This is a genomic window from Pseudomonas sp. WS 5027 (assembly GCF_012985695.1).
Classification (GTDB): Bacteria; Pseudomonadota; Gammaproteobacteria; order Pseudomonadales; family Pseudomonadaceae; genus Aquipseudomonas; species Aquipseudomonas hygromyciniae.
Map to the genome: position 1 here is coordinate 14,725 of NZ_JAAQWU010000033.1, position 22,239 is coordinate 36,963.

At 59.1% G+C, this 22,239-nt stretch carries 22 protein-coding genes and 1 pseudogene; 13 read left to right on the forward strand and 10 right to left on the reverse strand.

Going from position 1 to position 22,239, the window contains the following annotated elements:
* The 3 genes from HBO09_RS26965 to HBO09_RS26975 all read right to left on the reverse strand — a co-directional run bounded on the left by HBO09_RS26965 (window position 1) and on the right by HBO09_RS26975 (window position 2,925).
* A complete protein-coding gene (locus tag HBO09_RS26965) occupies window positions 1-459 on the reverse strand; it encodes a tripartite tricarboxylate transporter TctB family protein (protein WP_169993597.1) in 459 nt (152 codons plus the stop codon).
* 145 nt (window positions 460-604) lie between these two features.
* Window positions 605-1,546, reverse strand: coding sequence for a tripartite tricarboxylate transporter substrate binding protein (locus HBO09_RS26970; RefSeq protein ID WP_262381340.1), 942 nt, complete (start codon window positions 1,544-1,546; stop codon window positions 605-607).
* 86 nt (window positions 1,547-1,632) lie between these two features.
* Window positions 1,633-2,925, reverse strand: a complete 1,293-nt coding sequence (locus HBO09_RS26975; protein ID WP_169993592.1) for an OprD family porin — start codon at window positions 2,923-2,925, stop codon at window positions 1,633-1,635.
* Between the two features lie 246 nt (window positions 2,926-3,171).
* Here HBO09_RS26975 and HBO09_RS26980 point away from each other — a divergent pair, with 246 nt between their 5' ends.
* Together HBO09_RS26980 and HBO09_RS26985 are read left to right on the forward strand one after the other, a co-directional pair.
* Entirely contained in the window at window positions 3,172-3,843 is a 672-nt protein-coding gene (locus HBO09_RS26980; protein WP_029299087.1) for a response regulator, read from the forward strand.
* Window positions 3,836-5,221 (forward strand): sensor histidine kinase, encoded by a 1,386-nt coding sequence (locus HBO09_RS26985; RefSeq protein ID WP_065943869.1) that lies wholly within the window; start codon window positions 3,836-3,838, stop codon window positions 5,219-5,221. Before HBO09_RS26980 ends, HBO09_RS26985 begins: the two co-directional genes overlap by 8 nt.
* A 245-nt stretch (window positions 5,222-5,466) precedes the next feature.
* On the opposite strand, the gene HBO09_RS26990 is transcribed toward HBO09_RS26985, so the two are convergent.
* Window positions 5,467-6,288, reverse strand: a complete 822-nt coding sequence (locus HBO09_RS26990) for an HDOD domain-containing protein (protein WP_169993590.1) — start codon at window positions 6,286-6,288, stop codon at window positions 5,467-5,469.
* A gap of 36 nt (window positions 6,289-6,324) precedes the next feature.
* Entirely contained in the window at window positions 6,325-7,266 is a 942-nt protein-coding gene (locus HBO09_RS26995) for a folate-binding protein YgfZ (RefSeq protein ID WP_169993588.1), read from the reverse strand.
* A gap of 137 nt (window positions 7,267-7,403) precedes the next feature.
* Between HBO09_RS26995 and HBO09_RS27000 the strand changes: the two genes are divergently transcribed.
* Together HBO09_RS27000 and HBO09_RS27005 are read left to right on the forward strand one after the other, a co-directional pair.
* Window positions 7,404-7,658: a succinate dehydrogenase assembly factor 2 gene (locus tag HBO09_RS27000; RefSeq protein ID WP_010212215.1), complete on the forward strand. Its 255-nt coding sequence runs from the start codon at window positions 7,404-7,406 to the stop codon at window positions 7,656-7,658.
* Complete coding sequence (locus HBO09_RS27005; protein ID WP_169993585.1) at window positions 7,642-8,094, forward strand: hypothetical protein; 453 nt, start codon at window positions 7,642-7,644, stop codon at window positions 8,092-8,094. The genes HBO09_RS27000 and HBO09_RS27005 overlap by 17 nt, the downstream gene beginning before the upstream one ends.
* Here the strand turns inward: HBO09_RS27005 and HBO09_RS27010 are convergent.
* Window positions 8,063-8,254: pseudogene (locus tag HBO09_RS27010) on the reverse strand (L-aspartate oxidase); the annotation flags it as partial. The gene HBO09_RS27005 and the pseudogene HBO09_RS27010 overlap by 32 nt on opposite strands.
* 43 nt (window positions 8,255-8,297) lie before the next feature.
* On the opposite strand from HBO09_RS27010, the gene HBO09_RS27015 reads away from it, so the two are divergent.
* From HBO09_RS27015 to HBO09_RS27025, 3 genes are all read left to right on the forward strand, one after another.
* Window positions 8,298-9,737, forward strand: coding sequence for a tyrosine-type recombinase/integrase (locus HBO09_RS27015; RefSeq protein WP_048399948.1), 1,440 nt, complete (start codon window positions 8,298-8,300; stop codon window positions 9,735-9,737).
* 209 nt (window positions 9,738-9,946) lie between these two features.
* A complete protein-coding gene (locus tag HBO09_RS27020; RefSeq protein ID WP_232859185.1) occupies window positions 9,947-10,381 on the forward strand; it encodes a hypothetical protein in 435 nt (144 codons plus the stop codon).
* Between the two features lie 769 nt (window positions 10,382-11,150).
* Entirely contained in the window at window positions 11,151-11,390 is a 240-nt protein-coding gene (locus HBO09_RS27025) for a hypothetical protein (protein WP_232859186.1), read from the forward strand.
* Between the two features lie 616 nt (window positions 11,391-12,006).
* Here the strand turns inward: HBO09_RS27025 and nadB are convergent.
* Entirely contained in the window at window positions 12,007-13,614 is a 1,608-nt protein-coding gene (gene nadB, locus HBO09_RS27030; protein ID WP_169993583.1) for an L-aspartate oxidase, read from the reverse strand.
* Window positions 13,615-14,083: 469 nt separating this feature from the next.
* Here nadB and rpoE point away from each other — a divergent pair, with 469 nt between their 5' ends.
* The 4 genes from rpoE to HBO09_RS27050 all read left to right on the forward strand — a co-directional run bounded on the left by rpoE (window position 14,084) and on the right by HBO09_RS27050 (window position 17,938).
* Complete coding sequence (gene rpoE, locus HBO09_RS27035; protein WP_003172477.1) at window positions 14,084-14,665, forward strand: RNA polymerase sigma factor RpoE; 582 nt, start codon at window positions 14,084-14,086, stop codon at window positions 14,663-14,665.
* 32 nt (window positions 14,666-14,697) lie between these two features.
* The gene (locus HBO09_RS27040; protein ID WP_169993581.1) at window positions 14,698-15,285 is read left to right on the forward strand and encodes an RseA family anti-sigma factor; all 588 of its coding nucleotides are present in this window, start codon (window positions 14,698-14,700) and stop codon (window positions 15,283-15,285) included.
* A gap of 16 nt (window positions 15,286-15,301) precedes the next feature.
* Window positions 15,302-16,258, forward strand: a complete 957-nt coding sequence (locus tag HBO09_RS27045; RefSeq protein WP_169993578.1) for a MucB/RseB C-terminal domain-containing protein — start codon at window positions 15,302-15,304, stop codon at window positions 16,256-16,258.
* A gap of 258 nt (window positions 16,259-16,516) precedes the next feature.
* Complete coding sequence (locus HBO09_RS27050; protein WP_169993642.1) at window positions 16,517-17,938, forward strand: DegQ family serine endoprotease; 1,422 nt, start codon at window positions 16,517-16,519, stop codon at window positions 17,936-17,938.
* A gap of 73 nt (window positions 17,939-18,011) precedes the next feature.
* Here the strand turns inward: HBO09_RS27050 and HBO09_RS27055 are convergent, their stop codons facing one another.
* On the reverse strand, window positions 18,012-19,445 hold the full coding sequence (locus tag HBO09_RS27055; RefSeq protein WP_029299078.1) for a M48 family metalloprotease: 1,434 nt from the start codon (window positions 19,443-19,445) through the stop codon (window positions 18,012-18,014).
* A 96-nt stretch (window positions 19,446-19,541) separates the two neighbouring features.
* Between HBO09_RS27055 and HBO09_RS27060 the strand changes: the two genes are divergently transcribed.
* Entirely contained in the window at window positions 19,542-19,781 is a 240-nt protein-coding gene (locus HBO09_RS27060; protein ID WP_169993576.1) for a sulfurtransferase TusA family protein, read from the forward strand.
* A 257-nt stretch (window positions 19,782-20,038) separates the two neighbouring features.
* On the opposite strand, the gene HBO09_RS27065 is transcribed toward HBO09_RS27060, so the two are convergent.
* Both HBO09_RS27065 and HBO09_RS27070 read right to left on the reverse strand, forming a co-directional pair.
* Window positions 20,039-20,512, reverse strand: a complete 474-nt coding sequence (locus HBO09_RS27065; RefSeq protein ID WP_070995811.1) for a peroxiredoxin — start codon at window positions 20,510-20,512, stop codon at window positions 20,039-20,041.
* Window positions 20,513-20,522: 10 nt separating this feature from the next.
* The gene (locus HBO09_RS27070; protein ID WP_169993574.1) at window positions 20,523-21,083 is read right to left on the reverse strand and encodes a glycine cleavage system protein R; all 561 of its coding nucleotides are present in this window, start codon (window positions 21,081-21,083) and stop codon (window positions 20,523-20,525) included.
* A 260-nt stretch (window positions 21,084-21,343) separates the two neighbouring features.
* On the opposite strand from HBO09_RS27070, the gene dapA reads away from it, so the two are divergent.
* On the forward strand, window positions 21,344-22,222 hold the full coding sequence (gene dapA / locus HBO09_RS27075; RefSeq protein WP_169993572.1) for a 4-hydroxy-tetrahydrodipicolinate synthase: 879 nt from the start codon (window positions 21,344-21,346) through the stop codon (window positions 22,220-22,222).
* Window positions 22,223-22,239: the final 17 nt, after the last annotated feature.

Sequence of the window (22,239 nt, forward strand, 5' to 3'; positions counted from 1 at the left end):
TCAGTTCTCCAGAACGTCGAGCAGACCGAGGGGCAGTGGCACGTCCATGGTTTTATCGAACAGCAGATAAAGACCGATGCTCATCAAGGTGATGATCACCGCACTGGGCAACCAGCGGCCGCCATACAACCGTGCCATCGGAATACCGATCAGCATGCTGCTGAGAATGAAACCCAGGGATTCGAAAGTGCCGGCAAACACCAGCAGCAAGGCCACGCAGATCCCGATCTTGATCAGGGTCGGGCGGTCCAGCGCCGGTTCATCGTCGGTGTGTTTGGTCGGTTGCGGGCGAATCAGCATGTAGAGCAGTGCCAGCCCCATTAGCCCGATCAACAACAGCGGGAAGGCCCGAGGCCCTACGGGCTCGTAGGAAAAGGCCGCCTGATATGGCCAGGCCATCAGCGCCAGGCCGATACAGGCCAGTAACATCACGGCAGCGAAAATGCGTTGTAAGAGCATGGAAAACTCCAAGGCCACCTTTGTAGGAGCGAGCTTGCTCGCGAAAAACGTCAACGAAAACGCGGCTCATCGGGTTTGACGCGGCGCTCTCACGTTCTTCGCGAGCAAGCTCGCTCCTACAGCGGCATTACATGACAGGGGGCGATTACTGGATCAGGCCGAACTCTTTGGCCAGCACTTTGTAGTCAGCCACCTGTTTCTTCACGTAGGTGTCCAGCTCCTGGCCGGTCATGGCAAAGGGGAACAGCTCGCGCTGGTCACGCAGCTTGGCGAACTCTTCAGAGGCCAGCAGTTTGTCGAAGGCGGCTTTCCACCAGGCGTAGTCTTCATCGCTGACCTTTGGCCCGAGGTAGAAACCGCGCACCACTGGCCACACGATGTCGTAGCCTTGTTCCTTGGCGGTCGGAATGTCTTTCATTTCCGGCTCATCGAGGCGGTTTTCCGCGAACACGGCCAGCAGGCGCATATCGCCGCTCTGAATGTGTGGCATGGAGTCGGAGATGTCGGTACTGCCCACCTGAATGTGACCGCCGAGCAGGGCAGTGGCGATTTCACCGCCGCCTTCGAGGGCCACATAACGCAGGTCACGGGGGTTGATCCCGGCGGCCTTGGCGATCAGGGCGGTCTGCATCCAGTCCTGGCTGCCGACAGTGCCGCCGGAGCCAATCACCACTTTGCTCGGATCTTTCTTCAGGGCTTGTACCAGGTCATCGAGGGTCTTGTAGGGCGAATCGGTTTTCACCGCGATGGCGCCATAGCTAGTGCCAACCGCCGCCAGCCAGCGCACGTTGGTTTCATCGAAACGACCGAATTTGCCTTGGGCCAGGTTCAGCAGCGAACCACTGGACCAGGCCACCAGCGTGCCGGCATCGGCAGGGCGCTGGGCCACCACGGCGTTGTAGGCCACCGCACCCACGCCGCCAGGCATGTAGGTCACGCGCATCGGCTTGCTCAGCAGCTTTTCGTTGACCAGTGCGCTTTGCGCCAGCTTGCAAGTCAGGTCAAAACCGCCGCCAGGGGAGGCGGGGGCGATGCATTCCGGGCGCTTGGGTTCACCGGCGGCCAGCAGTTGGCCGGCGAACAACATGCAGCCGGCGGCCAAGGCAAATTTACGCAGGGATGAGGACATGGGGAACTCCGTCATTGTTGTTATTGGGGGTATGACTTTCAGGGTTACCACAGTGCGACGCTGTAACTGACCAGTACGCGCACTTCGTCTGCGTCCCGGGCCGAGTAGTTGGAGCGGTAGGTGGCGTTACGCAGGCGCACGGCCACGTCCTTGAGCGCGCCGCTTTGCACCACGTATTTGATTTCGGTGTTGCGTTCCCACTCTTTGCCGGTGTCGCCGTTCTTGAGTTTGATGTTGTCACCGGACAGGTAGCGGCTCATGAAGCTCAGGCCGGGAATCCCCAGCTTGGCGAAGTCGTAGTCGTAGCGGGCCTGCCAGGAGCGTTCTTCGGCGCCGGCAAAGTCGTTGATCTGCACAAAGTTGACCAGGTATGGGTCGCTGCCATCCACATACGGGAATGCGCTGTCACCGGACATGTGCTGGTAGCCGGCGCTCAGTTTATGGCCGTTGAGGGCGTAGCTGAAAATGCCGTTGAGGGATTTGTTGTCAATGCTGCCGCCGCGTGCGCTGCCGGTGTCATCGCTGATGGCCAGGCGCAGGTCGGTGCCGAAGGTGCCCGGGCCCATGGGCGTGGAGGCGACCATGCCGAGGAAGTGTTGGCGATACACGTCGTCCAGTTGAGCGAAGTGGTAGCTACCGGTGATCTTCTCGGCAAACTTGTAGTCCACGCCGCCGAAGTTGAAGTGCTTGCCGGTGGCTCCGCTGAGGAAGCGGCCGTTCTTGTTGTTGAGGGCAATGTCCTCGTAGTTGCTGTCGTCGCGGTCTTTGGCCTTGTCCAGGCGCCCGCCGGTGAACGTCAGGTTCTTGAATTCCTTGGAGGTCAGCAGGCCGCCGTTGAAGGTCTGCGGCAAGATGCGCCCATCGTTGGCCTTGAGGATTGGCAACTCGGGGATCAACGAGCCGATCTTCAGCTCAGTGGCGGAGATTTTCACTTTGCCGGTCAGGCCCAGCTTGGAGTACTCGTCAGCGGCGCGGCCATCATCGTGGGTGGGCAACAGGCCGCTGCCGGTGCGGTCCGGGCTGGAGTCGAGCTTGACCCCGAGCATGCCCAGCGCATCTACGCCAAAACCGACAGTACCGTCGGTGTAGCCCGATTGCAGGTTGAGCATGAAGCCCTGGGCCCACTCGTCGCGCTTGGACTGCTGGGCGCTGGTACCGTCGCGAAAGTCGCGGTTGAAGTACATGTTGCGGGTTTCCAGGGTCGCGCTACTGTCTTCGAAGAAGGCAGCCTGGCTAAGCGGCGAAAAGCCGGCAAGGGCAGCGGCACTGGCGAGGGCGGTGTGGGTCATGCGGGAAAAACGAACAGGCGGGCAAGCCTGGGGCTGTGTCGACAGCATCGTGATGCACTCCGTTATTGTTCTTATGAGACGAAAACGCTTCGAGGCGTTTTTCGGGCGCTATGGGTGAAATAGCTCGGAAGGTGTAACCGTCCGTTTTCGGATGCTAATGGGCGAACCTTTCACTAACCTTTCAGCGTCCTTTCAATGTTTTCGGGCTTCACAGCACAGGCCGCGGCTGTAAACTGCGCCGCGAGTTGGTAAACAAAGGGTGGCACCGGTCACCCCTTAACGAGGTACAAATCCATGCGTGTCCTGCTCGTCGAAGACCATCTGCAACTGGCCGAAAGTGTGGCTCAGGCGCTCAAGAGCACGGGGTTGACGGTGGACGTGCTGCACGATGGCGTGGCGGCGGACCTGGCCCTGAGCAGCGAGGAATACGCCGTGGCGATTCTCGATGTGGGCTTGCCGCGCATGGATGGTTTCGAGGTGCTGGCGCGCCTGCGGGCCCGTGGGAAAAATCTGCCAGTGCTGATGCTCACCGCCCGCAGCGATGTAAAGGATCGGGTGCATGGCCTCAACCTGGGTGCCGATGATTATCTGGCCAAACCCTTCGAACTGACCGAGCTGGAAGCCAGGGTCAAGGCGCTGTTGCGCCGCAGCGTGCTGGGTGGCGAGCGCCAGCAGACCTGTGGCGTGCTGGTGTATGACGTGGAAACCCGGCGCTTCACCCTCGGTGGTGAGTTGCTGACGTTGACCTCACGCGAGCAGGCGGTGCTCGAGGCGCTGATCGCCCGCCCTGGCCGCGTCATGAGCAAGGAGCAACTGGCGTCCCAGGTCTTCGGCCTGGATGAAGAGGCCAGCCCCGATGCCATCGAAATCTATGTGCACCGCTTGCGCAAGAAACTCGATGGCCAGCCGGTCGCCATCGTCACTTTCCGCGGCCTCGGCTACTTGCTGGAAGCCCGCGATGCGTAAGCACAGCAGCCTGCGTTGGCGCCTGCTGTGGAACCTGGCATTGCTGTTGGTGGTGCTGATGCTGGCCAGCGGCTTGAGCGCCTACTGGAATGGTCGCGAGGCGGCAGACACGGCCTACGACCGCACGCTGCTGGCCTCGGCGCGGACTATTGCCGCCGGCCTGTCCCAGCGCGACGGCACCCTCAGCGCCGATGTGCCCTACGTGGCGTTGGACACCTTCGCCTATGACAGCGCCGGGCGGATTTATTACCAGGTCAATGACATTCACCAGAAGCTGATTTCCGGCTACGAGCACCTGCCAGGGCCGCCGCCCGGCACGCCGCGCACCGACGATTATCCGGCCTTGGCGCGTTTCTACAACGCCAAGTACCAAGGGCAGAACGTGCGGGTAGTGAGCCTGCTCAAGGCCGTGTCGGAGCCGAACATGAATGGCATGGCCGAAATCCGTGTGGCCGAAACCGACGAAGCCCGCGTCAGCATGGCCCGCAGCCTGATGGCCGACACCCTGCTGCGCCTGGGCATGCTGGCCATCGGCGCCTTGCTGCTGGTGTGGTTTGCGGTGAGTGCAGCGCTGCGCCCGCTGGAGCGATTGCGCACGGCGGTGGAAGAACGCCAGCCGGATGATCTGCGGCCGCTGCCGTTGGTTGAAGTGCAGCACGAACTTGGGCCGCTGGTGCGGGCCTTGAATCACTTTACCGAACGCCTGCGCGGGCAGTTCGAGCGCCAGGCCCAGTTTATCGCCGATGCATCCCACGAATTGCGCACCCCACTGGCCGCGCTCAAGGCTCGACTGGAGTTGGGCCTGCGCGCCGAGGAGCCGGCGATCTGGCGCAGTACCCTGGAGACGGCGGCGCAAGGTACGGATCGGTTGACCCACCTGGCCAATCAATTGCTGTCCCTGGCACGCATCGAAAACGGTGCGCGGGCGATTGCTGAAGGTGGTGCGCAGTTGCTGGACCTCAGCCAACTGGCCCGTGAATTGGGCATGGCCATGGCGCCTCTGGCCCACGCCCGCGGTGTGGCATTGGCATTGGAGGCGGATCAGCCGGTGTGGTTGCGCGGCGAGCCGACCTTGCTGAACGAGCTGTTGAGCAACCTGGTGGATAACGCCCTGGCACACACGCCATCAGGTGGCAACGTGATCCTGCGGGTCACGGCGCCAGCGGTGCTGGAAGTGGAGGATGATGGCCCGGGCATTCCGCTGGACGAACGGGATCGGGTGTTCGAGCGCTTTTATCGGCGTAACCAGCAGGGCGCAGGTTCGGGGCTTGGCTTGGCGATCGTCGGCGAAATCTGCCGTGCGCACCTGGCCCAGATCAGCCTGCATGATGGCGAGCTGAAAGGGCTCAAGGTGCGGGTGAGTTTTATCGCTGGCTGAATATCTACACAACGTTCAGAAACTGATGAACTTCCCGGTGGCAAGCCCTACTGCCGTTCAGTTAAGCGAACGCAATGCTTAAAGCGGCGAAGAATAAATGTGGGAGCGGGCTTGCTCGCGAAGACGTCGGCTCAGCAAACATTGATGTTGACTGACCCACTGCTTTCGCGAGCAAGCCCGCTCGCCACAACAGCCCTATCTGCTGGCATACCTATGCCGCCGGCTGCTACCGGGGCGGTGGGGTTTCAGTAGAACATCGAGCGCGCTTCGTCCAACTCGGTGCGCACCGCTTCATTGAGCGGGTCGATGCGCAGCTTCTTGAACGCCGGCAAGTTCGACAACGCAGCGTTGGCCAGTGGGTGATTGGTGTTCTTGTGGCAATACAGCACGGCCACTTGCACCAAGTCGACGTAGTCCAGGCTGGCCGAGTCGCGCTCAAGGTCCTGGTAGTGCGCAGGCACACTCACCAGCATTTCCGGGAAGTCCCAGCCCCGCAGCAGCTTGTCCCCCAGAAGCGGGTGGATGCTATCGATCACATGGTTGAGGCTGACCGGGTCGGAGAGCAGTTCATAGTGATCTTCGGCGTAGGTCAGGATCGGCAGTACGCCGATCTGGTGCACCAGCCCGCCGAGCGCCGCCTGGTCCGGCTTGAGCTGGCTGTGGTTGCGGCACAAGGCGTAGCAGACGCCCGCCACTTCCAGGCTGCGGCGCCAGACGTCACGCATCTTCTGTTCGACGACGTCTGAGCGGGCATGGAAGATTTGCTCCATCACCAGGCCAATCGACAGGTTGCTGCTGTAGTTGGTGCCCAGGCGCGTGATCGCGGTGTGCAGGTCGGTGACCTCCTGGGTGGCGCGCAACAGTGGGCTGTTGACGACCTTGATCAGCCGCGCCGTCAGGGCGGTATCGCGGCTGATGACTTTGCTTAAATGACTGATGCTGACTTCGGGGTCTTCGGCGGCCTGACGAATTTTCAGGGCCACTTCCGGTAACGTGGGCAGAACCAGGTCATCGTTATCGATGGCCATCACCAACGCCTGTTGGACTTTTTCCGCCAGTTTGTTCATTCATGCTCTCTAGGGTGCTGCAAAAGGGTATGGCGATTAACGCTGGATCTCGCGATCACGGTCCAGTTGGTAGGGCAGGTCGAGTAACGTGAGGCCTGGGCCTTCCAGCGTACCTAAATGCACATCGCCACTGTCGGCTGCTTCGGCTTGCAGTACCGCCAGAAGTTCAATCCCTTCGTCGGCCCGGGCGGCGATCACTACCTCCCCGATCGCACTGTTATGGCTGGGCGCAAACAGTGGTGTGCCGGGCTCGGGCAATGCGTCACCGTCCAGGCTCAGGCGGTACAGGCGGCGCTTGAGTTTGCCCAGGTATTGCATGCGGGCGACGATTTCCTGGCCGGTGTAGCAGCCTTTCTTGAAACTTACCCCGCCGACCGCTTGCAGGTTGAGCATCTGCGGGATGAACAGCTCACGCGTCTGGGCCATGACCTGGCCGATGCCGGCGCGAACCTGCCCCAGCAGCCAGGCATTGAGATCGCCTTCGGCAAGGGTGGCGGCCAGTTGGCTGCGCAGGGATTCGGCTTGCGCGGCGGGCGCCCAGAGTTCGGCGCGGCCTGGGGAGACGCGAATGGCCAGCAGTTCTTCATGGCGCGCCACACTGTCGGTCTCGGCCGGCAAATTCAAGCCCAGACTGGCAATTGCCTGATCGGCGTCGGCCAGGCCGAAGCGGACCCAGGCGGCGTTTTCGTCCGTGAGCTTGGACTTGGAAAATACGGCGTATTTCTTCAGGTCCGCCAGTTGCGGCTCCAGCAGTTCGCTGGCCATGGCCAGCAGCACACCATCGCCTTGCAGCACGATACGGAAGCTCGACTGCATACGCCCCTTTTGGGTGCAGCGCGCGCCGAGGCTGGCGTGGGTGTCGTTGAGGTAGTTGAGGTTGCAGGTCAGTTGCCCCTGGAGGAACTTGGCCGCGTCAGCGCCGCGAACGGCCAGGACGCCTTCGTGGGACAGGGGGCAGAAGAAAGCAGAGTCAGCCATGGGTCATCGCAGTTGGAAAGTCATGGGTGCATCATAGAGGGGCGCCCGCTAAATGGGTAGTTTCATAAGCCCGACCAAAGCCGACTGTTCCGAGGGGCGCGGGCCTGTATACTTGCGCCCTATTTGAGGAGCGCTCCATGGTCGAAGATGTAGAAATCAATCGCCTGTACTGGCACAGCCGTCGCGGCATGCTGGAGTTGGATGTGTTGCTGGTGCCTTTCACCAAAGAGGTTTACGCCACTCTCAATAAGGTGGATCGCGACCTCTACGTCCGGCTGCTGACCTGCGAAGACCAGGACATGTTCGGCTGGTTCATGGAACGTGCCGAATCGGAAGATCCGGAGCTGCAGCGCATGGTCCGGATGATCCTGGATCGTGTCCAGCCCAAGTAATACCTTCGAATGCCGCTGGCAGGCCTGCGGGCTGTTGCTGGCGGCGTATCTCCTTGCCCAGTTGCTTGCACTCGTTGCGCTGTGCCTGCTGGTCGTACCTTTCTCGATGGCTGCACTCGGTGTGCTGGCGTGCCTGGCCCATGCCCTGTGGGCGCTGCCGCGCCATATTCGCTTGACCCACCGTTCGTCGGTTCGTGGCCTGCGCCGCAATGCCGACGGCTGGCAGTTGTGGAGCGCGGCGCAGGGCTGGCACGCAGTACAGTTGTGCCCTGACAGCCTGGCGTTGCCTCTGATCGTGGTATTGCGCTACCGGTTGCCGGGGGAGTGGCAGGTGCGCTCGGTGTGCGTACCGCGTGGTTCGCAGGCCGCCGATGTACATCGGCGCCTGCGGGTGCGCTTGAAGTTCAGTCGCCGTAGGTGGCTGGCACCAGGATAGTGTCGAGGGCCTCAGGCAGCATCTGCGGGTAGTCGAGGGTGTAATGCAGGCCTCGGCTTTCCTTGCGCTCCATGGCCGAGCGGATCATCAGCTCGGCGACCTGGGCCAGGTTGCGCAACTCGATCAGGTCACGGCTGACCTTGTAGTTGCTGTAGAACTCGACCCTGTGAGGCTAAACCCAATGGATACAGGGGTTTCAGCCGATGACCGTCAACCACCGCTCCCAAAGTGGGACAAACCTGTTACAAACTGCGCTCGCCAAGCCATACCACTATCGCCGGTCTGGTCGCTATTACCTTCGCCTTCGCCCGCAAGGAACCGTTAAGGGCTTCTTCACGCTGTCACTCAGGACCACCGACAAGGCCACCGCAATGACCATCTCAGACGACATCCTTTCGACCCTCAAGGCCTACCACTTGGACAACCCAGAGGCGTCATGGGATGAACTGCGCGCGCGCCTGACTGACTTCGCTGAGTACAACTTGACGATGGCACACGGTGACAGCTCACTGGTCGCTTACGAGATGATCAACGATGAGCATCACTTGGCGTTGCGTAAGGCGTCCGCAACGTTGCCTCTGAGTGTGAATCAGCAGCGGGCAGTCAGTAAGGCCCTTGAGATCCTTGAGGCCTCTCAGGAGCGTATGCGGGGCCGTTCAGGGAAGCTGGTCGAGATCGTTAAGGACCTCAACGATGAACCTTGTGGCACGCCTGAAGCCCTCTTTCTCTCCCAATCTGTAAATGCTTCTCCGGGTCTGACCTTTAAGTCTCTCTCTGCGCTCTACATGGAGGAACGCAAGGACAGCATTCAGGCCAGCACCATGCGGGACGTGAAGTCATCGTGTGAGGCCATCGGTGCGGTCCTTGGTGACTTGGACATGAAGAGCCACACACGGGAGGAGATGAAGGGCCTACGGGACAAGCTCCTTGAGGACCGTAAACCGTCGACGGTTAAGAAGCTGCTGACCCGGCTATCGACGGTCATGGATTGGGCTGTGAATAACGGCTATCTCGACAAGAGTTTCGACAAGGGTCTGAAGCCGACTAAGGGCGCTGACAGTTCGCGTGAGGCGCTCTCTCAGGCTCAGGTAAAGGCTCTGATGACCCATGCTAATTCTCTACCAGTGGACGCATGGCAGCGCTGGGCGTTGTCCCTTGGTGCGATCACTGGGACCCGTATTGAGGAACTGAGGCAATTGACCAAAGCTGACGTTAAGCAGGTCGGGGAAGTGTGGGTCATCGACATTAATAGGAACGATGGCAAGACAGCCAAGACCAAGAATGCTCTGCGTGTCATACCGCTAACTGACGGGGCCTATGGGTTCGACCTTAAGGCGTTCCTTGAGTTTGTCAGGAAGTCCGACTCTCGGTTGTTCATGCTGGGAGCTGGTCAGTTCTCTAACGTGCTCAATGGGGCGCTGCGCGATGTCTTGAGCTTGAACGCTGATCGGACCCAGACCTTCCACTCGTTGCGTCACTCTCTGGCCGGTGCCCTGAAGGCCGCTGAGGTGCCTGTGGGGACCGCTGAGTCTATCTTGGGACACGCCTCGGGGTCGATCAGTTATGACCTGTACGGGGCTGGGAGTGCGGTTGAGGTAAAACGAATGGCCGAAGCTCTGATTGAGGCATTATCAGAAGGCTGATTCGAGGGTCGCTGGCGTTCGATCTGTACGGAGGCAATGCGAGCGCCTCAATGGTGCTTATGGTGTGCGGGCTTCAGGAGATTCGCTGAGCATGTGGTAGCCTTCAGCTGTTACGGGTTGAAAGGAATCCATTGCAAATGGGCCTAATGAGATTTTTTAAGAGGCGGAGCGAGCCATCGCCGAAGGTTTACCCTCTGAGTAGTCCAGCGGTGACAGACCTTGTAGCTGATGTGTGCTCGGCGCTCAAGGCGCAGTACCAGTTACTCTGCGGTGGTGAAGATAGAGGAAATCCTCCATTAGTTCACTGGACCAACGACGGAAAACCGATTATTGATCTTTGGCTGATGGGCTATATAAGTGGTTTTTATGATGCAGCCAGTCAAAGTCGAGGCTGTCCATTCGAGCTTAATGCGCTGGAGCTTATTTTTTGCGTGTTCTATGGTGAAGAAGATGCACGCGCGGCGGTGGCGCAATATCACGTAGTGCGCATGGCACTTAAGTCAGATTCGGAAGCGGCGAAGTTTTTCGGCTTTGATGAGTTCGAGGAAGGTATGCTTTCTGGAGGTAATGAGCTATTCGAGTGGCTGAGCAAAAAAATTCAGTGTCCGCTAAAAGTTTACAAACGGTATAGCGGGATGGCTTAGATTTAAAAACCCTCACCTAAAGGGGGAGACCACACCATTGTGGCTTCCCCATCCAAGATGCCGTAAGGTCCCCTCAAAGGCGACCCACTGCGGGCAAGGCGTGAACGTCCAGTGACTGGCGCTACCTCTCATAGGTAGCCCTATATCCAAGACCCCACGACCACCAAGCAGAGCCCTAACGGGACCTCTGGGACCAGCATCAGGTCCACTGTAGCGATTCTGTCTGACCACTCCGTGTGGAATGACCCTTGATAGGTTTGGGCCTCCTATCACTGATCGCACAGTAAAGGGGCCTTTTAACTTAAAGACCTCTATAAGATGACTATAAGTTTAAGTCTTATTAGTTTAATTCTATAAAGAATAAAAACTTAAAGAGAATACTCTTAGAGTTACCTTAAGGTAGCTCATTAAGATCTTGGGTCTACCTTCGGTGTCGTGGTAACCGAACTGTGACCGTAACGGCTCGTTGGGTCTCCAGTATGACCAGATTAAAAATCCTCACAAGAACAGGGCAGACTGCTTAGCTAAGCGGTCGCTCTGAATTCCTCTACGTCCGTCGCTGGGCTTACTTCAACGTCAAGTCTTTCTGAATGCTTCTTGAGCCATGGTCGATGCCCGTAGTGGGGCCTTGACGGTCGGCCTGTGGGAGCGAACTCAGGGAGCATTCAAAAGGAGTCCACTACTATGTTTAACGGTATCAAAGAAATCACCATAACCACCGTCGAGATTGCCGCAATGACTGGCAAGCGTCACGACAACGTACTTCGAGATGCACAAGGGCTTTGCCTCGCTGTCGTTCCGTCATGACCAAGAAGGCGACGTATGGAAGATCCTTGCGAGCCGTAATGCTGGCGTACAGGGCTGGGACTTTGAGGTGAGCGGTGTGGCTGACGTAATGGCTCAGGCCAAGGTCAAGATCAAGCTGGCAAACCCAGCGGACCCTACTGAGAAACTTCAGGTCGAGACCGTAGACTTTCCGCTGATCACCCGTGTGGTCGTCAAGCCGTAACACCCGCTGTATCCATGAGGTCCGTAATGGGCCTCATGGGCGAGCTGTTTAGTTGCTATGCTTGGGCATCGACCATGTTACGGCAAGGCCAGCCATGAGTTTTACTCTCTGTTATACCTACAAGGACAAACGGGTGGTTACGAAGATACAAGTCGATCACCTGACCCCATATGCAGCCGTTTGCTTTGCCCTGCTCCAGTCAGGGGCCACCAACGACTCAAGTGGTGGAGGCTGGCCTAAATCCTATGAGGGCATCCTTGAGATTGCCACTCAATACGGTCTCACAAACCTGACGGTTCACCGATCCCTTAACTCTTAGGACAACTTCATGGACACGTTTAGCGCGGCCTACGGGCCTGCGTTGGTGTTCATGTGGCCTTCTGGCTGTATGGGTGCCTCAAGGGCACCTCATGAGGATCTGGCACAAAAATCTGAGTGACCACCTGTGTAACTACTAACCTGCGCGCTTACCCCCATAGGCCCTCGCATGCTCGCTCAGGCGCACGATAAGGACCCTTGCGGGCAGGTGATAAGGACCTCAGCGTTGGGACAAATGTGCGCCAAAGCTGTTACAAACTGGGGCCCCATGGTGCTACGCTATGGCTCCTAACGTGCCTCATTTGTCGGGTGTAAGGATCGTATCCTTCGCCTCTGGCAGCAGCTCTGGATAGTCCAACGTGTAGTGCAGACCCCGAGATTCCTTACGTTTCATGGCAGACCTGATCATCAGTTCCGCTACTTGAGCAAGGTTCCTCAATTCAATCAGGTCTCTGCTTACGCGATAGTTGCTGTAGAACTCGTCGATTTCATCCAGCAGCAACCGCACACGATGCTGCGCCCGCGCCAAGCGCTTGTTGGTGCGCACGATCCCCACGTAGTCCCACATGAAGCGCCGCAACTCGTCCCAGTTGTGGGCGATGATCACGTCCTCGTCCGAGTCGGTGACCTGGCTGGCATCCCAGCGGGGCAGGGCGGCCGGTACCGGAATGCGCGGCAGTTGTTCGAGGATATCGGCGGCTGCGGAGCGGGCGTAGACGAAGCATTCGAGCAGCGAGTTGCTGGCCATGCGGTTGGCGCCGTGCAGGCCGGTGAAGCTGGTCTCGCCGATGGCATACAGGCCGGGCACATCGGTACGCCCTCGCTGGTCGACCATCACCCCGCCACAGGTGTAATGCGCCGCCGGAACGACCGGGATCGGCCCCTTGGTGATATCGATATTGAAGGCCAGGCAGCGTTCGTAGACCGTCGGGAAGTGGGTCTTGATGAAGTCGGCAGGCTTGTGGCTGATGTCCAGGTAGACACAATCGATACCCAGGCGCTTCATCTCGTGGTCGATGGCGCGGGCCACGATATCCCGTGGTGCCAGTTCGGCGCGTGGGTCAAAGCGCTGCATGAAGCGCTCGCCGTTGGGTAGCTTCAGGTGTGCGCCTTCACCCCGCAGGGCTTCGGTGATCAGGAAACTCTTGGCCTGGGGGTGATACAGGCAGGTGGGGTGAAACTGGTTGAACTCCAGGTTCGCCACCCGGCAGCCCGACCGCCAGGCCATGGCGATGCCATCTCCACAGGCACCATCGGGGTTGCTGGTGTAGAGGTAGACTTTGGCGGCGCCCCCTGACGCCAGGATGGTGAAGCGTGCGCCATAGGTATCGACTTCACCACTGGCGCGGTTGAGGACGTAGGCCCCCAGGCAACGTTCGCCGGCCAGGCCCAGGCGTTTTTCGGTGATCAGGTCGACGGCGACCCGTTGCTCCAGCAGTTCGATGTTCGGCCGTTGCCGGGCCTGGGCCAGCAGGGTCTTGAAGATCGCGGCGCCGGTGGCATCGGCGGCATGGATGATACGCCGGTGGCTATGGCCGCCTTCACGGGTCAGGTGGAACTCGAAACCGCCGTCATCACTGCCCGCATGCTCATCACGGGTAAACGGCACGCCCTGGTCGATCAGCCACTGAATGGCTTCGCGGCTGTGCTCGACGGTGAAACGCACTGCTTCTTCATTACACAGGCCGCCGCCGGCGTTGAGGGTGTCTTCAACGTGCGATTGCACTGTGTCGGTGTCGTCCAGCACGGCGGCAACTCCGCCCTGGGCCCAGAATGTCGAGCCGTTGGCCAGGTCGCCCTTGCTCAGTACGGCTACGCGCAGATGGCTCGGCAGGGTCAGCGCAAGGCTCAGGCCTGCGGCGCCGCTACCAATCACCAGGACATCGTGTTGAAACTGTTGGCTCATTTATGGGATTCCGCAAAAAGCGATCCGAAGGGGTGGCGCAAACAGGACGCCTGGATCGGCGAATCAAAGGGTCACACGGCCCACTAGTATATAGAGGGGGCTATCGGCACAATAGCCAGGCATTCGTGGCATTGTGAGACTACGGTGAACGAACTGCACGGCTTTGATGGGGCGGTCCGGTATCGAGATGGGAACTTTTGCATCCACCCCGACTCCATTACAGGATGCCCGAAAGCTGGGAAAACGTTGGTTTTACTGATTGGCCTGGAGCATGGGAGCGTCAGAAAACCGGCGACAAGATTATTCACGCAGCCGGCTATGCCCGCGCTGCGTTTTTCGTGTGTGCCAAAACAGAGCCCACCGGAAACTTGCTTGAAGGGGGAGAACTTTTGCGAAAAGTCCTAGTCTATGTTTGCAAGCCTGATCGTTTAGTTATGCAAGCCTCCTTCAAGTACAACGAGGAGTGTTCATGCTAACCCAGGAAGAGGATCAGCAGCTTGTTGAGCGCGTTCAACGCGGCGACAAGCGAGCATTTGATCTGCTAGTGCTGAAATACCAGCACAAAATTCTCGGGTTGATCGTGCGTTTTGTGCACGACACCCATGAAGCGCAGGACGTTGCACAGGAAGCCTTTATCAAGGCGTACCGTGCACTCGGTAATTTCCGCGGTGACAGTGCGTTCTACACGTGGCTGTACCGCATCGCCATCAACACGGCGAAGAACTATCTGGTTTCTCGCGGTCGTCGCCCGCCAGATAGTGATGTGAGTTCGGAAGATGCAGAATTTTACGATGGTGATCACGGCCTCAAAGATCTCGAGTCGCCGGAGCGTGCATTGCTGCGCGACGAGATCGAAGGCACTGTCCATCGCACTATTCAGCAACTGCCAGAAGATTTGCGTACGGCGTTAACTTTACGTGAATTCGATGGTCTGAGTTACGAGGACATTGCGAGCGTCATGCAATGTCCGGTGGGGACCGTACGCTCCCGGATTTTCCGGGCTCGGGAAGCCATTGATAAAGCCCTGCAGCCGTTGTTGCAGGAAAACTAAAGACAGCGGCGACAGCCAAGAGAGGAACCGCCATGAGTCGTGATGCCCTGCAGGAATCGCTGTCCGCAGTGATGGATAACGAAGCGGATGAACTGGAACTTCGTCGAGTGCTCAATGCATTTGATGACGCCGAAACCCGTGATACCTGGTCTCGTTACCAAGTCGCTCGGGCGGTGATGCACAAGGATCTACTAATCCCTCGTCTGGATATTGCTGCGGCCGTTTCTGCTGCGCTGGCCGATGAAGCCGTTCCGGCAAAAGCTGCACGTGGTCCTTGGCGTAGCCTGGGTCGCCTCGCAGTCGCTGCCTCGGTAACTGTGGCCGTACTGGCCGGTGTGCGCCTGTACAACCAGGATGAGATCGCCGGTGCCGAACTGGCCCAGCAAACCCAGCAACCGGTCATGGCTGGTCCGCAGGTCAAGGGCCCGGCTGTACTGGCCGGCTATAAGGAAAGTTCTGACGCACCGGGTCCGATGGCCAATGGCGTGCTTCAAGGGCAATCCGGCTGGCAGGATCAGCGTCTGCCTGGCTACCTGCGTCAACACGCTCAGGAGTCTGCGGTAAAAGGCACTGAAAGTGCACTGCCTTACGCTCGCGCTGCAAACCTGGAAAACCGCTAAACCGCTAAGGAGCTTTATGCGAGCCATACCGCTCCTTGCGCTTTTGCTCAGTGGCTGGATTGTAGCTCCTGCCCAAGCCGACGAAGGCCAGGATTGGCTGAAGCGCCTTGGGCGGGCAGGGCAGCAAAGCTACCAGGGCACGTTTATCTACGAACGTAACGGTAGTTTTTCTACCCATGAGATCTGGCATCGCGTTCAGAATAGCCAGGTGCATGAGCGCTTGTTGCAGCTCGATGGATCGGCTCAGGAACTTGTTCGTATCGATGGGCGCATCCAGTGCGTTACCGGCAGTTTGGTAGCCGGCGTTGATAACTCCCCGGGCGCCCCTGCCCACGAATTCGACCCACAAAAACTCAATTCTTTCTACAAGATTGCCGTTAGCGGAAAGTCGCTGGTAGCCGGCCGTAACGCGGTGATCGTGTCGCTGACCCCGCGTGACCAGTATCGTTACGGATTTGAGTTGCACCTGGATCGTGAAACCGCGTTGCCTCTCAAGTCGCTGCTGATTAACGATAAGGGGCAATTGCTGGAGCGGTTCCAGTTCACGCAACTGAAAACCACAATCCCCGATGCGCGTGATTTGCAGCCTGGCAGTGACTGCAAGCCGTTGACCCCGTCCAGCAATAAAGCGTCAGCGCCGTCGGGCCAGGCCCAGGCTTGGCATCCGCAATGGTTGCCGCCAGGGTTCGAGTTGACCCGCAGTGACGCGCGCAAGGATCCCAAGACCCAGGTGGTTGTAAACAGTTTGATGTATGGCGATGGGCTCGCGCGGTTTTCACTGTTCCTTGAGCCTGTAACGGGCGAAGCCGCGATCGAAAGCCGTGTTCAGCTTGGGCCTACGGTTGCGGTATCCCGTCGCATGAGTACGCCTGAGGGCGATATCGTTGCGACGGTTGTCGGTGAGATTCCGATGGGTACCGCCGAACGGATCATCCTGTCTGTTCGCAGTGGTCCGGCGCCCGAAAAGCCTTGAGCCGTTAATCCTATGCTCATCCAGATCGTTCACAGTGCTGCAGGAGACAGGCGATGGTTGCCTTGTTCTTCTGCCGAGAACATGAAACTTCTGGAGAGTATTTTCACTTGCAAAATCTCCTTATGTTTTTTATAGGTCAGAGCTCCTCGGCTCTGGCCTTGTGTTGTTCACGTAATGTTGACGTCGCTAGTAGTAGTCTTCGGCGTTTATTGAACCCTGTCGCCCAACCCTGCTCGTTGTAACGGGAGCTGTATGTCGATACCACGTTTGAAATCTTACCTATCCATAGTCGCCACGGTGCTGGTGCTGGGTCAGGCCGTTTCCGCGCAAGCGGCGGAGTTGCCTGACTTCACCCAACTGGTGGAGCAGGCCTCGCCTGCCGTGGTGAACATCAGTACCACCCAGAAGCTGCCGGATCGTAAAGTCTCGAACCAGCAGATGCCTGACCTTGAAGGCCTGCCGCCAATGCTGCGGGAGTTCTTCGAGCGTGGCATGCCCCAGCCGCGCTCGCCCCGTGGCGGTGGTCAGCGCGAAGCGCAATCCCTAGGCTCGGGCTTTATCATTTCACCCGACGGCTACATCCTGACCAACAATCATGTGATCGCCGACGCTGATGAAATCCTCGTGCGCTTGGCTGACCGCAGTGAGCTCAAGGCCAAGCTGGTCGGCACTGACCCGCGCTCCGACGTCGCTTTGCTGAAGATCGAAGGCAAGGACCTGCCTGTGCTGAAACTGGGCAAGTCCCAGGATCTGAAGGCCGGGCAATGGGTGGTGGCCATCGGTTCACCGTTTGGCTTCGATCACACCGTGACCCAGGGCATCGTCAGTGCCATCGGCCGCAGCCTGCCGAACGAGAACTACGTGCCGTTCATCCAGACCGACGTGCCGATCAACCCGGGTAACTCCGGTGGTCCGCTGTTCAACCTCGCGGGCGAAGTGGTGGGGATCAACTCGCAGATCTACACCCGTTCCGGTGGTTTCATGGGTGTCTCCTTCGCTATCCCGATTGACGTAGCCATGGACGTTTCCAATCAGCTGAAAGCCGGTGGCAAGGTCAGCCGTGGCTGGTTGGGCGTGGTTATCCAGGAAGTCAACAAAGACCTGGCTGAATCCTTTGGCTTGGACAAACCGGCCGGTGCTCTGGTCGCGCAGATTCAGGATGATGGCCCGGCAGCCAAAGGCGGCTTGAAGGTTGGCGATGTGATTCTCAGCATGAATGGCCAGCCGATTGTCATGTCTGCCGACCTGCCGCATCTGGTGGGCGCACTCAAGGCAGGTGGCAAGGCCAAGCTTGAAGTGATCCGCGAGGGCAAGCGTCAGAATGTTGAGCTGACTGTCGGAGCCATTCCGGAAGAAGGCCAGGAGCTCGCTCTGGGCGGCAAATCCGGTGCCGAGCGCAGCAGCAACCGCCTGGGCATCGCCGTGGTCGAGCTGACCGACGAACAGAAGAAGAGCTTCGACCTCAAGAGCGGTGTGGTGATCAAGGAGGTTCAGGATGGTCCAGCCGCCCTGATCGGCCTGCAACCCGGTGACGTGATTACCCACTTGAACAACCAGGCCATCAATTCCACCAAGGAGTTCGCCGACATCGCCAAGGCGTTGCCGAAGAATCGCTCGGTGTCGATGCGGGTCCTGCGTCAAGGGCGCGCCAGCTTCATCACCTTCAAGCTGGCGGAGTAATGCGCTAGCAGCGGGTCAATAAAAAGCCCCGCTCTCGGTAGTCGAGAGCGGGGCTTTTTTGTGGGCGATGGGTTTAGCTCATCATGCCTTTGACAATGCGCTCCTGCTCGATCAACTCACGCTGGCGCGCATCGATGCGTGACGACAGCGGGAAATTGCTGCCGGCCCGACGCTTGGCAAAGTCCAATTGCTGGATCGCCTGCTGGAAGTCGCCGACCAGTGCGAAGTATTCGGCGCGGGCCTGATGCAAGCCGATGATATTGCCGGACAAGCCGCGGGTCTCGGCCACCTGATACCACACATCCGGATCGTCGGAACGCGACTTGAGCAGGCCTTCCAGGGCCTTTTCTGCGTCGGCCGTACGGTTCTGCTTGAGCAGCAGATCCACGCGCACCTGGTTCAACGGGTAATTGCTGGGGTACTGGGCCAGCATGCGATCGGTGCGTTGCTGCGCGTCGGGCATGCGATTGTTGGTGATATCCAACTCGATCTGCGCCAGGTTGTAGGTGATGTCGTTGGGCGCCTTGGCCAGCAGCGGCTTGAGGGTTTCCCGCGCCTCATTGAGCTGGGTGCCCTTGATCTGGGCGATGGCCAGGCCATAGCGTGCTACATCGCTTTTCGGGTTCTCATCCAACTGGGCACGGAAGCGCTTGGCAGCCAGCCCAGGTGTGTCTTCGTAATACAGTTGGACCCGGGCGCGTATCAGTTGATAACGCAGGCTGTCTTCGGTGCCACCGGTCTTGGCTTGCTCGGCGCGGTTACGGGTGTCGGCGATCCGCGATTCGGTGACCGGGTGCGTCAACAGGAATTCCGGTGGCTTGGCATCGAAGCGATATTGGCGCATCAAGCGCTCGAACATGGTCGGCATCGAGCGCGGGTCGTAGCCGGCCTTGACCATGTTGAGGATGCCGATGCGGTCGGCCTCTTGTTCATTCTGTCTGGAAAAGCGTCGTTGCTCCTGGATGGCCGCCGCCTGGCTGCCGGCAATCGCAGCAATCCCGGCATCCCCGGCGCCGGCTGCGGCAGCGATAATCCCGCCGAGCAGCGCGGCCATCATCGGAATCTGCATTCGTTGTTGGGCTTCCACGCCACGGGCGAAGTGACGCTGGGACAAGTGCGCCAACTCGTGGGCCATGACCGAGGCGTATTCGCCTTCGGTCTGGGCGTTGAGGAACAGGCCGCCGTTGACCCCGACAATCCCGCCCGGTGCGGCAAACGCGTTGAGCTGTGGGCTGTTGATCAGGATGAACTCCAGGCGCCGGTCATTGACCTGGCTGGTCTCCACCAGCTTGTACACGCTGGTTTCGACGTAATCCTTGAGTTGCGGGTCATTGAGGACCGAGACCTGTCCGCGCAGGAATGCCAGCCAGGCCCGGCCCAGTTGGTGTTCCTGTTGTGGCGAGACAATGGCAGAACTGGCGTCGCCAAGTGACGGCAGATCGTCGGCGAAGCCTGGAGAGGCAAGCAGGCAAGCTAGCGTCAGCAGGGTAGGGCGCAAAAAAGTCATGCACAAAGCCTTTCGACAAAGACCTTACTGTAGCCGGACACTGAGCCTGGGACCAGATATTCTAAGCGCCCCCTTGAAGTCGCCAGGAGCAAAACCATGACCGATGCTGTAGACCACGATGCCGAGCTCGATGCCAGCGGCCTGAACTGCCCGTTGCCATTGCTCAAGGCCAAGATGGAACTCAATCGGCTGGCCAGCGGTGCGGTACTTAAGGTGATTGCCACGGATGCGGGTTCCCAGCGGGACTTCCGCACATTTGCCAAGTTGGCGGGGCATGCGCTGTTGCACGAAGAGGTGGATAACGGCGTATATCGCTACTGGTTGCGCAAGGCCTGATGGCCCCCTCGCGGCATAGGTATCTACACAACTTTGCCGCAGCGCCTAAATCCAGGCAGATAGCGCAGTTGTGGCGAGCGGGCTTGTCGGAACGCCGCATCGCCACAGGAGAGTTCGTCAGTTTCTGAAAGTTGTGTAGATACCTATGCCCATCGCGGGCAAGCCCGGCTCCCACACTCACGAGTTGTCTGGTCGAGCACCGATCTAATGTAAGAGCTTGCTTGCCAGTGATGGTTATCTAACGGCCACCCACAACATCAAGCCTTGTCCAGCGCCTGCGCCGCCGCCAACACGGCATCCACATGCCCCGGCACCTTCACGCCGCGCCATTCCTGGCGCAGCACGCCATTTTTGTCGATCAGGAAAGTGCTGCGATCCACCCCCATGTATTCCTTGCCGTACAGTTTCTTCAGCTTGATTACATCAAACAGCTGGCAAACCGCTTCGTCCTTGTCGCTGATCAGCTCGAAGGGGAAGGCCTGCTTGGCCTTGAAGTTCTCATGGGACTTCACGCTGTCCCGGGACACGCCAAACACCTCGGTGTTGGCGGCCTGGAAGGCTGCGTACTGGTCACGAAAGCCCTGGCCTTCAGTGGTGCAGCCTGGCGTGCTGTCTTTCGGGTAGAAGTAGATCACCACTTGCTTGCCCTTGAGGCCCGCGAGGCTGAACGTCTGCCCGCTGGTCGCCGGGGCTTGGAAATCGGCGACCGGTGTGTCGATGACTACCGCCATGAAAACTTCCTTACATTGGATTCTGTGGGCGCCACGGTTCGATCAGTGCATCCAGGTTCAGCGCATCGGCGAAATCCAGGAACTGGTCACGCAACCAACTGATCTGTACACCGGCCGGCAAGGTCACGGTAAAGGTGGCGTTGAGCATGGTGCCGCCGGTCTGGGGGGCCTGATAGGTGTCGAGGGTCAGGTTTTCCAGTTCGACGTTATGGTCGATAAAGAACTGGCACAGTTCATTGACGATGTCCGAACGGTAGGCCGAACTGACGTAGGCCACGTACGGCAGCGCCTGGGGACGGTTCTCCAGAGCCGCACTGCGCACCACATTGACGGTGAAGTCGTGCTTCTTGGCCAGGGTCGGCAAACCGGCTTCCAGGCGCGCCAGGGCATCCCAGCTCCCGGAAATCTGCAGGACCAGCGCGCTGCATTCGCCATGGCGAGTCAGGCGTGAGGTCACGACGGCGCAGCGATTTTCATGGCTGGCGCGGCACAGGACGTTAGTCAGCTCCATGGGGTTGGCGCCAAGGGCACTGATAACAAGGAATTGTTCGCGGACTGTGGGGGTGGACATGCAGCATTCCTAAAGCGATGAGCGGTCGATACGAACGTGCGGTACCGATCAAAGGATCAAGGGTAGCGAAAAGCGCCGCCAAGGGCTAGGACGTGGCGTTTTCATTGCATATTCAGTGGCAGTTGGCCGTGCTTTGGCCCAATGATGGCATTGCCGGCAACTAAGTTGATCCAGAACGCATCCTCAGAGGGTACTTCGCTTGTGCAAGCATCTTGGCGCCAGTACCATTACGGCTCTCTTTTTCCGGCAGGAGCGGTTGCATGATTGCGGGCAGTATGGTGGCACTGGTCACACCCATGGATGCACAAGGTAATCTCGACTGGGACAGCCTGGGCAAACTGGTGGACTTTCACCTGCAAGAAGGCACCAACGCCATTGTGGCCGTCGGCACCACGGGTGAATCGGCCACGCTTGATGTGGAAGAGCACATCGAGGTGATCGAGTTTGTGGTCAAGCGCGTTGCAGGGCGTATCGCGGTGATTGCCGGTACGGGCGCCAACTCGACGCGCGAAGCGATCGAGCTGACCAAGAACGCCAAGAAAGCCGGTGCCGATGCCTGTCTGCTGGTGACGCCGTACTACAACAAGCCGACCCAGGAAGGCTTGTACCAGCACTTCAAGACTATCGCCGAAGCCGTCGACATCCCGCAGATCCTCTATAACGTGCCAGGTCGCACGGCGTGCGACATGCAGGCTGCGACCGTGATCCGCCTGTCGACCGTGCCGAACATCATCGGTATCAAGGAAGCCACCGGCGACCTGCAACGCGCCAAGGACATCCTGGCCGGCGTGAGCAGCGACTTCCTGCTTTATTCCGGCGACGACGCCACGGCTGTAGAGCTGATCCTGCTGGGCGGCAAGGGCAATATTTCGGTAACCGCCAACGTTGCCCCGCGTGCCATGAGCCAGATGTGCGCAGCCGCCATCGCCGGCGACGCCGTCACCGCCCGCGAGATTCACGAAAAGTTGATGCCGCTCAACAAAACACTGTTCATCGAATCCAACCCTATTCCCGTGAAGTGGGCGCTGCATGAAATGGGCCTGATGCCGGACGGTATCCGTCTGCCGCTCACCCAACTCAGCCCAGCCTGTCACGAACCGCTGCGACAGGCCCTGCGCCAGTCCGGCGTCCTGGTTTAATTGAGGAAGCACTACGC

Excerpts from the sequence above, each read along its gene's own strand:
- HBO09_RS26965 (WP_169993597.1), bottom strand. The coding sequence starts at position 459 with ATGCTCTTACAACGCATTTTCGCTGCCGTGATGTTACTGGCCTGTATC.
- HBO09_RS26970 (WP_262381340.1), bottom strand. The coding sequence starts at position 1,546 with ATGTTGTTCGCCGGCCAACTGCTGGCCGCCGGTGAACCCAAGCGCCCG.
- HBO09_RS26975 (WP_169993592.1), bottom strand. The coding sequence starts at position 2,925 with ATGCTGTCGACACAGCCCCAGGCTTGCCCGCCTGTTCGTTTTTCCCGC.
- HBO09_RS26980 (WP_029299087.1), top strand. The coding sequence starts at position 3,172 with ATGCGTGTCCTGCTCGTCGAAGACCATCTGCAACTGGCCGAAAGTGTG.
- HBO09_RS26985 (WP_065943869.1), top strand. The coding sequence starts at position 3,836 with ATGCGTAAGCACAGCAGCCTGCGTTGGCGCCTGCTGTGGAACCTGGCA.
- HBO09_RS26990 (WP_169993590.1), bottom strand. The coding sequence starts at position 6,288 with ATGAACAAACTGGCGGAAAAAGTCCAACAGGCGTTGGTGATGGCCATC.
- HBO09_RS26995 (WP_169993588.1), bottom strand. The coding sequence starts at position 7,266 with ATGGCTGACTCTGCTTTCTTCTGCCCCCTGTCCCACGAAGGCGTCCTG.
- HBO09_RS27000 (WP_010212215.1), top strand. The coding sequence starts at position 7,404 with ATGGTCGAAGATGTAGAAATCAATCGCCTGTACTGGCACAGCCGTCGC.
- HBO09_RS27015 (WP_048399948.1), top strand. The coding sequence starts at position 8,298 with ATGACCGTCAACCACCGCTCCCAAAGTGGGACAAACCTGTTACAAACT.
- HBO09_RS27025 (WP_232859186.1), top strand. The coding sequence starts at position 11,151 with ATGCACAAGGGCTTTGCCTCGCTGTCGTTCCGTCATGACCAAGAAGGC.
- nadB (WP_169993583.1), bottom strand. The coding sequence starts at position 13,614 with ATGAGCCAACAGTTTCAACACGATGTCCTGGTGATTGGTAGCGGCGCC.
- rpoE (WP_003172477.1), top strand. The coding sequence starts at position 14,084 with ATGCTAACCCAGGAAGAGGATCAGCAGCTTGTTGAGCGCGTTCAACGC.
- HBO09_RS27040 (WP_169993581.1), top strand. The coding sequence starts at position 14,698 with ATGAGTCGTGATGCCCTGCAGGAATCGCTGTCCGCAGTGATGGATAAC.
- HBO09_RS27045 (WP_169993578.1), top strand. The coding sequence starts at position 15,302 with ATGCGAGCCATACCGCTCCTTGCGCTTTTGCTCAGTGGCTGGATTGTA.
- HBO09_RS27055 (WP_029299078.1), bottom strand. The coding sequence starts at position 19,445 with ATGACTTTTTTGCGCCCTACCCTGCTGACGCTAGCTTGCCTGCTTGCC.
- HBO09_RS27060 (WP_169993576.1), top strand. The coding sequence starts at position 19,542 with ATGACCGATGCTGTAGACCACGATGCCGAGCTCGATGCCAGCGGCCTG.
- HBO09_RS27065 (WP_070995811.1), bottom strand. The coding sequence starts at position 20,512 with ATGGCGGTAGTCATCGACACACCGGTCGCCGATTTCCAAGCCCCGGCG.
- HBO09_RS27070 (WP_169993574.1), bottom strand. The coding sequence starts at position 21,083 with ATGTCCACCCCCACAGTCCGCGAACAATTCCTTGTTATCAGTGCCCTT.
- dapA (WP_169993572.1), top strand. The coding sequence starts at position 21,344 with ATGATTGCGGGCAGTATGGTGGCACTGGTCACACCCATGGATGCACAA.